The 11,103-nt window shown below is 61.1% G+C and carries 6 protein-coding genes; all 6 read right to left on the bottom strand.

Annotated features, from left to right (window positions below):
- Window positions 1-121: 121 nt before the first annotated feature.
- The 6 genes from LIY45_RS14855 to LIY45_RS14830 all read right to left on the bottom strand — a co-directional run bounded on the left by LIY45_RS14855 (window position 122) and on the right by LIY45_RS14830 (window position 11,048).
- Entirely contained in the window at window positions 122-1,540 is a 1,419-nt protein-coding gene (locus LIY45_RS14855; RefSeq protein ID WP_226476766.1) for an FAD-dependent oxidoreductase, read from the bottom strand.
- 32 nt (window positions 1,541-1,572) lie between these two features.
- Complete coding sequence (gene gltB, locus LIY45_RS14850; protein ID WP_226476765.1) at window positions 1,573-6,018, bottom strand: glutamate synthase large subunit; 4,446 nt, start codon at window positions 6,016-6,018, stop codon at window positions 1,573-1,575.
- A gap of 348 nt (window positions 6,019-6,366) precedes the next feature.
- Complete coding sequence (locus LIY45_RS14845; protein WP_226476764.1) at window positions 6,367-7,929, bottom strand: AAA family ATPase; 1,563 nt, start codon at window positions 7,927-7,929, stop codon at window positions 6,367-6,369.
- A gap of 10 nt (window positions 7,930-7,939) precedes the next feature.
- Window positions 7,940-9,040: a 3-dehydroquinate synthase gene (gene aroB, locus LIY45_RS14840; RefSeq protein WP_003209346.1), complete on the bottom strand. Its 1,101-nt coding sequence runs from the start codon at window positions 9,038-9,040 to the stop codon at window positions 7,940-7,942.
- Window positions 9,041-9,187: 147 nt separating this feature from the next.
- A complete protein-coding gene (gene aroK, locus LIY45_RS14835; protein WP_226476763.1) occupies window positions 9,188-9,706 on the bottom strand; it encodes a shikimate kinase AroK in 519 nt (172 codons plus the stop codon).
- Window positions 9,707-9,710: 4 nt separating this feature from the next.
- Window positions 9,711-11,048, bottom strand: coding sequence for a type IV pilus secretin PilQ family protein (locus LIY45_RS14830; protein WP_226476771.1), 1,338 nt, complete (start codon window positions 11,046-11,048; stop codon window positions 9,711-9,713).
- Window positions 11,049-11,103: the final 55 nt, after the last annotated feature.

The raw sequence follows: 11,103 nt of genomic DNA, 5'->3' as shown, positions 1-11,103 counted from the left end.
CACTATGGAATGGGGTTTGTGTGGGAGCTGGCTTGCCTGCGATGGCGGTGGTGAATTCAACATCGCTATCGCAGGCAAGCCAGCTCCCACATGTTGATCCCATTGCAATCCGGGACCGGGGTCAGACCTGCAGGTAATCCAGGATACCTTCGGCGGCGTTGCGGCCTTCGAAGATGGCCGTCACTACCAGGTCAGACCCGCGCACCATATCGCCACCGGCGAAGATTTTCGGGTTGCTGGTCTGGTGTTTGTACTGGCCTTGTTCCGGGGCTACAACGCGGCCCTGGCTGTCGGTCTGGATCGTGAACTGCTCGAACCACGGCGCCGGGCTTGGGCGGAAACCGAAGGCGATGACCACGGCGTCTGCCGGGATGATCTCTTCGGAACCCGGGATCGGCTCCGGGCTGCGACGGCCACGGGCGTCCGGTTCGCCGAGACGGGTCTCGACCACTTTCACGCCTTCGACACGGTCTTCACCGACGATAGCGATCGGCTGGCGGTTGTAGAGGAATTTCACGCCTTCTTCCTTGGCGTTCTTCACCTCTTTGCGCGAGCCCGGCATGTTGGCTTCGTCACGACGGTAGGCACAGGTCACCGACTTGGCGCCCTGGCGAATCGAAGTACGGTTGCAGTCCATCGCGGTGTCACCACCGCCCAGCACCACGACCTTCTTGCCTTTCATGTCGACGAAATCTTCCGGCGACTTTTCAAAGCCCAGGTTGCGGTTGACGTTGGCGATCAGGAAGTCCAAGGCGTCGTACACACCCGGCAGGTCCTCACCGGCAAAGCCGCCCTTCATGTAGGTGTAGGTGCCCATGCCCATGAACACGGCATCGTATTCTTCGAGCAGTTGCTCCATGGTCACGTCCTTGCCGATTTCGGTATTGAGGCGGAACTCGATACCCATGCCGGTGAAGACTTCGCGACGATGGCTCAGTACGGTTTTTTCCAGCTTGAACTCGGGGATGCCGAAGGTCAGCAGGCCGCCGATTTCCGGGTTCTTGTCGAACACCACCGGGGTCACGCCGCCACGCACCAGCACGTCGGCACAGCCCAGGCCCGCCGGGCCCGCGCCGATGATCGCGACGCGCTTGCCGGTCGGCTTGACCTTGGACATGTCCGGGCGCCAGCCCATCGCGAACGCGGTGTCGGTGATGTACTTCTCCACCGAACCAATGGTCACCGCGCCGAAGCCGTCGTTGAGGGTGCAGGCACCCTCGCACAGACGATCCTGCGGGCACACCCGGCCGCACACTTCCGGCAAGGTGTTGGTCTGGTGCGACAGCTCGGCGGCGGCGAGGATGTTGCCCTCGGCCACCAGCTTCAGCCAGTTCGGAATGAAGTTGTGCACCGGGCACTTCCATTCGCAATACGGGTTACCGCAACCCAGGCAGCGGTGGGCCTGGTCGGCCGAGTGCTGGGGTTTGAAGGGTTCGTAGATTTCCACGAACTCTTTCTTGCGTTGACGCAACAGTTTCTTCTTCGGATCTTTGCGCCCGACATCGATGAACTGGAAGTCGTTATTCAGACGTTCAGCCATGTTAAAACCTCATCAAACTCTTCAGGCGCATATCACTGCGGGTTGGCACGGATGCTGGAAAGCAACGATTTCAGGTTGGCCGCCTTGGGCTTGACCAGCCAGAAACGACGCAGGTAGTCATCAAGGTTTTCAGCGAGGTTACGACCCCATTCGCTGTTGGTTTCCTCGACGTATTCGTCCAGCACATGCTGCAAGTGGTTGCGATAGGATTCCATCGCTTCGCCGCTGATCCGCTGGATCTCCACCAACTCGTGGTTCACCTTGTCGACGAAGGTGTTGTCCTGGTCCAGCACGTAGGCGAAACCGCCGGTCATGCCCGAACCGAAGTTGTAGCCGGTCTTGCCCAGCACCGCGACAAAACCACCGGTCATGTATTCGCAGCAGTGATCGCCGGTACCTTCAACCACGGTGTGGGCACCGGAGTTACGCACCGCGAACCGCTCACCGGCCGTGCCGGCTGCAAACAGCTTGCCGCCGGTTGCGCCGTACAGGCAGGTGTTGCCGATGATGGCACTGTCTTGAGTCTTGTAGACGCTGCCGACTGGCGGAACGATCACCAGCTTGCCGCCGGTCATGCCCTTGCCCACGTAGTCGTTGGCGTCGCCTTCGAGGTACATGTTCAGGCCACCGGCGTTCCACACGCCGAAGCTCTGGCCAGCGGTGCCCTTGAAGCGGAAGGTGATCGGCGCCTTGGCCATGCCCTGGTTGCCGTGCTTGCGCGCGATTTCGCCGGAGATGCGTGCGCCGATGGAACGGTCGCAGTTGCAGATATCCAGGGCGAATTCGCCGCCGCTTGCGTCGTTGATCGACGAAGTGGCCATCTCGACCATCTTCTCGGCCAGCAGGCCCTTGTCGAACGGCGGGTTGCGGTCAACCTGGCAGAACTGTGGCTTGTCGGCCGGGATGTGATCGCTGCCCAACAGCGGCGTCAGGTCCAGGTGCTGTTGCTTGGCGGTCTGGCCTTCGAGGATGTCCAGCAGGTCGGTACGGCCGATCAGCTCTTCCAGGGAACGCACGCCCAGCTTGGCCAGCCACTCACGGGTTTCTTCGGCGACGTAGGTGAAGAAATTCACCACCATGTCGACGGTACCGATGTAGTGGTCCTTGCGCAGCTTCTCGTTCTGGGTCGCCACGCCGGTGGCGCAGTTGTTCAGGTGGCAGATGCGCAGGTATTTGCAGCCCAGGGCGATCATCGGCGCGGTGCCGAAGCCGAAGCTTTCGGCGCCGAGGATCGCGGCCTTGATCACGTCGAGGCCGGTTTTCAGGCCACCGTCGGTCTGCACCCGGACTTTGCCGCGCAGGTCGTTGCCGCGCAGGGTCTGGTGCGTTTCAGCCAGGCCCAGTTCCCAAGGCGCACCGGCGTACTTGATGGAGGTCAGCGGCGAAGCGCCAGTGCCGCCGTCGTAGCCGGAGATGGTGATCAGGTCGGCATAGGCCTTGGCCACACCGGCAGCGATGGTGCCCACGCCGGCTTCTGCGACCAGTTTCACCGAGACCAGGGCCTGCGGGTTGACTTGTTTCAGGTCGAAAATCAGCTGCGACAAATCCTCAATGGAGTAGATGTCGTGGTGCGGCGGCGGCGAAATCAGGGTCACGCCCGGCACTGCATAACGCAGCTTGGCGATCAGGCCGTTGACCTTGCCGCCTGGCAGTTGCCCGCCTTCACCCGGTTTGGCGCCCTGGGCGACCTTGATCTGCAGCACTTCGGCGTTGACCAGGTATTCCGGAGTTACACCAAAACGGCCAGTAGCGACCTGCTTGATTTTCGAGCTCTTGATGGTGCCGTAGCGTGCCGGGTCTTCACCGCCTTCGCCGGAGTTGGAACGCGCACCCAGGCGGTTCATGGCTTCGGCCAGGGCTTCGTGAGCCTCAGGCGACAAGGCGCCCAGGGAAATACCGGCGGAGTCGAAACGTTTGAGGATCGATTCCAGTGGTTCGATCTCGCTGATGGCCAGCGGCGTGTCCAGGGTCTTCACCTTGAACAGGTCGCGGATCATCGACACCGGGCGGTTATCCACCAGCGCGGTGTATTCCTTGAACTTGGCGTAGTCGCCCTGCTGCACGGCAGCTTGCAGGGTGTTGACCACGTCCGGGTTGTAGGCGTGGTATTCGCCACCGTGGACGAACTTCAGCAGGCCACCTTGCTGGATCGGCTTGCGCGCGCTCCAGGCTTCGGCCGCCAGGGCTTTCTGCTCGGCTTCGATGTCGACGAAACGTGCGCCCTTGATGCGGCTCGGCACGCCCCGGAAGCTCATGTCGCAGACTTCTTCCGACAGGCCGATGGCTTCGAACAGCTGCGCGCCACGGTACGACGTGACGGTGGAGATGCCCATCTTCGACAGGATCTTCAGCAGGCCCTTGGTGATGCCTTTACGGTAGTTCTTGAACACCTCATAGAGGTCGCCCAGGACTTCACCTGTACGGATCAGGTCGCCGAGTACTTCGTACGCGAGGAACGGGTACACCGCCGAAGCGCCGAAGCCGATCAACACCGCGAAGTGATGCGGGTCGCGGGCAGTGGCGGTTTCAACCAGGATGTTGGAGTCGCAACGCAGGCCCTTTTCGGTCAGGCGGTGGTGCACCGCGCCAGTAGCCAGGGAGGCGTGGATCGGCAGCTTGCCCGGGGCGATATGACGGTCGGTCAGCACGATCTGGGTACGGCCGGCGCGCACGGCTTCTTCAGCCTGATCGGCGACGTTACGCACCGCGGCCTCAAGGCCGAGGCTCTCGTCGTAGTTCAGGTCGATGATCTGCCGGTCGAAGCCCGGGCGATCCAGGGTCATCAACGAACGCCACTTGGCCGGGGAAATCACAGGCGAACTGAGGATCACGCGGGAGGCGTGCTCAGGCGATTCCTGGAAGATGTTGCGCTCGGCACCGAGGCACACTTCCAGGGACATCACGATGGCTTCACGCAGCGGGTCGATCGGCGGGTTGGTCACCTGGGCGAACTGCTGGCGGAAATAGTCGTACGGCGTGCGCACGCGCTGGGACAGCACGGCCATTGGCGTGTCATCGCCCATGGAGCCGACGGCCTCATAGCCTTGCTCGCCCAACGGGCGCAGCACCTGGTCACGCTCTTCGAAGGTGACCTGGTACATCTTCATGTACTGCTTGAGCTGGTCGACGTCGTAGAAAGCCGAGCCGTGGTCGTTGTCTTCCATGGTCGCCTGGATGCGCAGGGCATTCTTGCGCAGCCATTGCTTGTACGGATGACGGGACTTCAAGCGGTTGTCGATGGCATCGGTGTCGAGGATCTGACCGGTTTCGGTGTCCACGGCGAGGATCTGGCCCGGGCCAACGCGGCCCTTGGCGATCACGTCTTCCGGCTTGTAGTTCCACACGCCGATTTCCGACGCCAGGGTGATGAAGCCGTTGGTGGTGGTCACCCAACGCGCCGGGCGCAGGCCGTTACGGTCGAGCAGGCACACGGCGTAGCGACCGTCGGTCATTACCACGCCGGCCGGGCCGTCCCACGGCTCCATGTGCATCGAGTTGTACTCATAGAACGCCCGCAGGTCGGGGTCCATGGTCTCGACGTTCTGCCACGCTGGCGGAATGATCATGCGCACGCCACGGAACAGGTCGATGCCGCCGGTGACCATCAGTTCGAGCATGTTGTCCATGCTGGACGAGTCGGAACCCACGCGGTTGACCAGCGGGCCAAGCTCTTCCAGGTCCATCAGGTCGTTGGCGAACTTGGTACGACGGGCCACGGCCCAGTTGCGGTTGCCGGTGATGGTGTTGATCTCGCCGTTGTGGGCGAGGAAGCGGAATGGCTGGGCCAGCGGCCATTTCGGCAGGGTGTTGGTGGAGAAGCGCTGGTGGAACACGCAGATTGCGGTTTGCAGGCGCTCATCGCTCAGGTCTGGATAGAAGGCGGTCAAGTCCGCCGGCATCATCAGGCCTTTATAAATGATGGTCTTGTGAGAAAAGCTGCAGATGTAGTGGTCGGTGTCGGCGGCGTTGGCCACCGACGAGCGACGACGGGAGGTGAACAGCTTGATCGCCATGTCCTGGTCGCTCAGGCCATCGCCGGCGATGAACACTTGTTCGATCTGCGGCAGGCGCTCCAGGGCCAGGCGGCCAAGTACGCTGGTGTCGATGGGCACTTTGCGCCAGCCGACGAGTTGCAGGCCAGCAGCCAGGATCTCGCGGTTCATGTTCTCGCGAGCAGCTTCGGCTTTGACCGGATCCTGGTTGAAGAACACCATGCCCACGGCGTATTGCTTGGGCAAATCGGCGCCGAAATGCTCCTTGGCGACTGCGCGCAGGAACTGGTCGGGCTTTTGAATCAGCAAGCCGCAACCGTCACCGGTCTTGCCGTCGGCGTTGATCCCACCGCGGTGGGTCATGCAGGTCAGGGCCTCGATGGCCGTTTGCAAAAGGGTATGACTGGGCTCGCCCTGCATGTGGGCTATCAGGCCGAAACCGCAGTTATCCTTGAATTCATCGGGTTGGTACAGACCTGCTTTCATAGACACTTTCTCACCAGGCTGCCTCTTATTCCGAGGCAAATTTCTTTTCAATTCAACCGGTTACCTTCCACGCCGAACGTACGCCGACTTAGCGGGGGCAAAAGGGAGGTCATTGTACACACCGACACAGACGCTCACAAATTTAGCGACGAAATATCGCAAATCTATGTCGCATTTATGAAAGGTTTAAAGCGATATGCTGTGCTAGTCAAAACTTTTTTAATTTTGACCGCTACGACTCAAAAGTGACGTGCGCAGACACCACAAAGCGCGCGGCCTTCAGGGCTGCACGCTGTGTTGTTTTTTTTGAGGTGCCGAGAGGGCGGCCTGGGTAAGGCCGCCGGATCTTCAGCGAGTTGTTGCCAGTTCTTGTTGAACGCTGGCGACAGTGCGAGGCCAAGGTTTACCAGCCTGAACCTTCGCTGGCAAGGCCTTGATAGCGGATTCCGCTGCTGTACGGCTGGAGAAGTTGCCGTAAGTGATCACGTAGAGCGGCTTGCCGTTGAGTACTTTCTTGAAATAACGGTACTCGCCGCCCTGCTCTTTCACGAACGCCTGAGCGTTGGCTTCGGAGCTGGTGCCCAGGATCTGCACCACGAAGTTACCGGTAGGCTGGCTGGTGTACCAGCTGCTGCCGGTAGCGCCGGCCTTGGCCACGGTCACCGGTTTTTCAGCAGGCTTGGCGGCAGGCGCTTTGGCCACAGGCGCAGGGGCTACTGGCTTCGCAACAGGTGCTGGCTTGGCGGTAGCGACTTGGGCCGGGGCTGGGGCTGGCGTCGGCGCAGGCTTGGCCGCTGGCTGACCCGCCGGCACGCCCGCAGGTGGCGCAGTGGTGGTCACGGTCGGCGGCGTGGCGCTGGAGCCTTCCACCGGCACGCCATCGTCGCCTTCGCTGATACCGCCAGCAGCTTCAGCCAACGGACCACGCATCACAGGCTGGCCGACCATCGGCAGGTTGGTGGGTTGGCCGGAGTTGGCAAATTCAACGTTCGGTGTTGGCTTGCCCAGTGGCAACTGCGCCTGTTCGGTTGGCGCGCCAGCGGTGGTCGGGGCCTTGCTGCGACCTGGAATCAACCAGGCGGCGGCGACAGCGACCACGACAACGGCAGAAATTGCCAATACGTGCTTCTTCGGCATAGTAAACCCCATCTTTGGACGCTTTACCGCTGAGCGGCTGGCAATCATGGCTTCGATCATTGCATCCCGGGCAACCTGGTTGATGGTGCCAGGCCAGCCGTCGGAGCTTTCGTGAATATCAGAGATCTGCGAAGCGGAGAAAAGTTCGATGCCCTGCCCTGCACCTTCCAGCCGTTGGGCGAGGTATTCGCGGGTTTCTTCTTCTTCGTAAGGCTGCAGTTCGATGACGTGGAACAGTTCCTGTTCGCCGCTGATCTGCTCAAGTTCGGCAATCAGCGAGGACTCGCCAAACAGGAACACATGCGGACGACCTTCAGGCGTACCGGCCGCCAGGGCCAGCAACGCTTCCAGGGCAGATTCGTCGAGCTGCTCGGCGTCATCCACCAGCAGGTAGACTTCCTGGCCGGTCAGGCCCAGTTGCACCACTTGCTTGAGGATCGCATTCGGCTCGGCAGTGGACACGTCCAGGGCCTGGGCCACTTGGCGCAACACGCCCGCCGCATCACCGGCACCACGGGCGGAAACCACCACGCTCTGTACCGATTGCTTATTGGTGCTGGCCACCAGCGCCTGGCGCAGCAAGGTCTTGCCGCTGCCCAATGGGCCGGTGACCACCAGCAACAGCTGGCTGTAGCGCGCCAGGTGGTGCAGTTGCCCCAGCACCGGCTTGCGTTGCGCAGGGAAAAATTTGAAACCAGGCACCCGTGGAGCAAAAGGGTCGTGGCTTAACTGGTAATGGCCGAGGAACGCCTCGTCGGCATGCAAACTAGTCATCGGGATCTTATTAACCTTTAAGCTGGGCCAGGGCGCGGTAATCCGCTCCCAGCGTGGCCTGTAAAATCTCTTTCGGATAATCGTCGGTCACTACCGCTTCGCCCATTCGGCGCAACAGCACCAGTCGCAGTCGACCGTCGATCACTTTCTTGTCTATTGCCATATGTTCGAGAAAATCTGCCTCAGTCATCTCTTCAGGAGGAATGACCGGCAACCCGGCGCGCTGGAACAGGCGGATCCCGCGATCACGCTCCTGGGCGCTGATCCAGCCCAGGCGTTGCGACATCTCCAATGCCATCACCGTGCCAGCCGCTACGGCCTCTCCATGCAACCACACACCATAGCCCATGTGAGTCTCGATCGCATGGCCGAAGGTGTGGCCGAGGTTCAACGTGGCGCGCACACCGGACTCACGTTCGTCGGCATTGACCACCAACGCCTTGGCAGCGCAGGAGCGGGAAATTGCTTCGGTCAGCGCCACCTGGTCGAGGGCGCGCAGGGCGTCGACATGCTCTTCAAGCCAGGTCAGGAAAGGCTCGTCGCAGATCAGGCCGTACTTGATGACTTCCGCCAGGCCCGCCGACAGCTCGCGGGGCGGCAGGGTATTGAGGGTGGCAGTGTCGATCAGCACCACATTCGGCTGATAGAACGCACCGACCATGTTCTTGCCCAGCGGATGGTTGATACCGGTCTTGCCGCCCACCGACGAATCGACCTGGGACAGCAACGTGGTCGGTACCTGGATAAAGTCCACGCCGCGCTGGTAGCAGGCAGCCGCGAAGCCGGCCATATCGCCGATCACCCCGCCGCCCAGCGCCACCACCGTGGTGCGACGGTCATGACGGGCCGTCAGCAGGCCATCAAAGATCAGTTGCAGGGTTTCCCAGGTCTTGAAGGCCTCGCCGTCGGGCAATACCACCGAGATCACCGAATACGCCGCAAGGCTGCGGCTCAGACGCTCAAGATACAGCGGCGCGACCGTTTCATTGGAGATGATCGCCACTTGCCGCCCGGCAATATGCGGTGCGAGCAACTCGGGCTGGTCCAACAAACCTTCGCCAATATGGATCGGGTAGCTGCGCTCGCCAAGATCGACCTTAAGTGTCTGCATGTGTCCCCGCGTTGAAGATGAAAGCAGGCGTCCTGCCCTACATTAACGTTGTCGGCATCGTCGGGATCTGACGTCGCCTGATGGCTCTACGCCACAACTCGGACGGTCATGACGCGCCGCCGAGGATAGCGCATTTCGGCTCTGGCTTTAACGGGGCGGCAACTGTGCCAGGCGATCGAGAATGTCGAGAACGACCATTCGCGGCGGCCGCTCATCGGTTTCCACCACCAGATCGGCGATTTCCCGATACAGCGGATCGCGCAGCGCCAGCAGGTCCCGCAGGGTTTTTGCCGGGTCGGCGGTACGCAACAACGGGCGATTGCGATCGCGAGCGGTGCGGCCTACCTGCTGTTCGACAGACGCATGCAGATAAACCACGCGACCGCCGGCGTGCAGCGCCCGGCGATTCTCGTGACGCATCACCGCACCGCCGCCGGTGGCCAATACCACGCCGTCACAGCCGCACAGCTCGGCAATCATCGCCTGCTCGCGGTCGCGAAAGCCCATTTCGCCTTCCTTATCGAAGATCCACGGGATATTGGCGCCCGTGCGCAATTCAATTTCCTTATCGGAGTCTTTGAATGGCAGGCGCAGCTCTTTGGCCAGCAAACGGCCGATGGTGCTTTTTCCAGCCCCCATCGGTCCTACAAGAATCAAATTTCGCACAGAATCAACGACTCACAGCAATCGCCTGGTTATTCATAATACGCGGAGTCAGGAATACCAGCAGCTCGGATTTTTTCTCCGAAACCACATCCCGCCGGAAAAGGCGGCCAAGATACGGCACATCGCCCAAAAATGGCACTTTATCTACCACTTTGCTTTGAGTATTGGAGAAAACCCCGCCAATCACGATGGTCTCACCGTCCCTCACCAGCACCTTGGCGTTGACCTCGTTTTTCTTGATCGGCGGCACGTCATTGAGTTTGTTCAGGTAGTCGGGCTCGTCCTTGGTCACCTTGACCTCCATGTTCACCCAGCCGTCCGGGGTGATTTGCGGCGTCACTTCCAGTGACAGCGAGGCTTCCTTGAACGACACCGAGGTGGCGCCGGTGGAGCTGGATTCCTGGTAGGGAATCTCGGTGCCCTTGAGGATTCGTGCGGTTTCCTTATCGGAAGTGACGACCTTGGGCTGCGAGACGATTTCACCGTTACCGGTTTTTTCCATGGCGCTAAGCTCCAGGTCCAGCAACAGGTTGTCGGTGATAAAGGCGATCCCCAGGCCGGCACTGCCGTTGACCGTGCCCATATCTACAAAGGGCGAGCTGGGTGGATTTTCGGGGGGCTCGGCGCCCTCGGCCAGCGGTTTCCTGATCCCACCAGCGTTCCAGTTACCCCGATTGAGCTGCCCTCCCCAGCGCACGCCAAGGCTTTTGTCGTAATCCACATTGGCCTCGACAATCCGCGCCTCGATCATCACCTGCCTTACCGGAATATCCAGTTGCGCCACGATCCGACGCAGTTCCTCCAGCCGCTCCTGGGTCTGGTAGGCGATGATGTTGTTGGTGCGATCATCCACCGCCACCGAGCCGCGCTCATCGGTTGCACCTTCCAGGCCCACGGCCGACTGGAACAGCTTGGCCAGGTCCGACGCCTTGGCATAATTCACTTGCAGCAGTTCACGGCGCAGCGGGGCCAACTCCGTCATTTGCTTGCGCGACTCCAGCACCAGCAGCTCGCGGGCCGCCAACTCCTCGGCAGGCGCCACCAGCAGGACGTTGGCCGTCACGCGCTTGTCCAGCCCCTTGGTTTGCAGCACCAGTTCGAGGGCCTGGTCCCAGGGCACGTCCTTGAGGCGCAGGGTGATCGAACCCTGCACGTCGTCGCTGGCCACCAGATTGAGGCCGGCGACGTCGGCAATCTGCTGCAGCACCGCGCGTAACTCGATGTTCTGGAAGTTGAGGGACAGCTTGTCGCCGGTAAATGCCACGCGCTCGGTACTCAGGGGCGCATTGCCAGGTGGCGGCAGGTGAATCAGGTCGATTCGATTGGGCACAGCCATGACCATCGGTGCCGTGAACGCTATCCATAGCGCCACACCGAAGGACGAAAAAGTCCTTTTC

This window comes from Pseudomonas sp. MWU16-30323 (assembly GCF_020515595.1).
Taxonomy (GTDB): Bacteria; Pseudomonadota; Gammaproteobacteria; order Pseudomonadales; family Pseudomonadaceae; genus Aquipseudomonas; species Aquipseudomonas yamanorum.
The sequence above is the reverse complement of the archived record's forward strand: the minus strand, read 5'-3'. Positions and strand labels throughout refer to the sequence as shown.

Excerpts from the sequence above, each read along its gene's own strand:
- LIY45_RS14845 (WP_226476764.1), bottom strand. The coding sequence starts at position 7,929 with ATGACTAGTTTGCATGCCGACGAGGCGTTCCTCGGCCATTACCAGTTA.
- gltB (WP_226476765.1), bottom strand. The coding sequence starts at position 6,018 with ATGAAAGCAGGTCTGTACCAACCCGATGAATTCAAGGATAACTGCGGT.
- LIY45_RS14830 (WP_226476771.1), bottom strand. The coding sequence starts at position 11,048 with ATGGTCATGGCTGTGCCCAATCGAATCGACCTGATTCACCTGCCGCCA.
- aroB (WP_003209346.1), bottom strand. The coding sequence starts at position 9,040 with ATGCAGACACTTAAGGTCGATCTTGGCGAGCGCAGCTACCCGATCCAT.
- LIY45_RS14855 (WP_226476766.1), bottom strand. The coding sequence starts at position 1,540 with ATGGCTGAACGTCTGAATAACGACTTCCAGTTCATCGATGTCGGGCGC.